General features: G+C 61.9%; 1 protein-coding gene. It reads left to right on the forward strand.

Translation table 11 applies throughout. The features are described 5' to 3' along the window. Positions 1 to 787: FGGY-family carbohydrate kinase (locus HX846_RS27130; protein WP_256739991.1), on the forward strand; the 787-nt coding region annotated here is incomplete at its 5' end. Positions 788 to 811: the final 24 nt, after the last annotated feature.

An 811-nucleotide genomic window follows, 5' to 3' on the forward strand; every position in this document is an offset into this window, starting at 1 on the left:
GATTGCCGGCGGTGGCGGGGACAACCCGGTGGCGGCGGTGGGCATAGGGGCGGTGAATGCGGGTGATGCGTTTATCACGTTGGGGACGAGTGCGGCCATCGTGGCGATTACTGATCACTCGGCGGGGAATCCGGCGAGTGCGGTGCATAGTTTTTGTCATGCGTTGCCTAATCGCTGGTACACCATGGGCGCCATGCTGGCCGGGGCCAGTTGCTTGCGGTGGGTGACGCGGTTGACGGGGTCGGTTGATGAGCAGGCGTTGCTGGATCGGGTGCAGGCCGAGTGGCCGATCGGGCAGGGCGTGCCGGTTTCTAATCCGTTGTTTTTGCCGTATTTGGCGGGGGAGCGTACGCCCCATAACGACCCGTTGTTGCGGGGTGGTTTCATGAGCCTGGGGCATGACTGCACGCCGGCTATGTTGGGGTATGCGGTGATGGAGGGGGTCGGGTTCGGGTTGCTGGATGCACTGAATGCGGTGCAGTCGGCCGGGGCCACGGTGGGGGCTTGTGCGTTGGTGGGTGGTGGGGCGCGCAGTGAGTATTGGGCGCAGTTGTTGGCCAATATTCTTGGGCGGGAGATTTATACGTTGCATGGCAGTGAGTTGGGGGCGTGTATTGGTGCAGCGAAGTTGGGGTTCCTGTCGAGCGGCCAGGGTGCGGCGCTGTTGCAGGCGGGGATGCCGGTGAAGCAACGGTTTTTCCCGGACGGCGCTCAACAGGCTGTTTTGCAGGCGCGATATTTGAAGTTTCGGGGGTTGTTGGGGGCGGCTAAGGCTTTGCACGATTAGGGAAGTTTTGGGTGTATATCCGTT

It is taken from the genome of Pseudomonas sp. K5002, from assembly GCF_013386655.1.
Taxonomy (GTDB): domain Bacteria; phylum Pseudomonadota; class Gammaproteobacteria; order Pseudomonadales; family Pseudomonadaceae; genus Aquipseudomonas.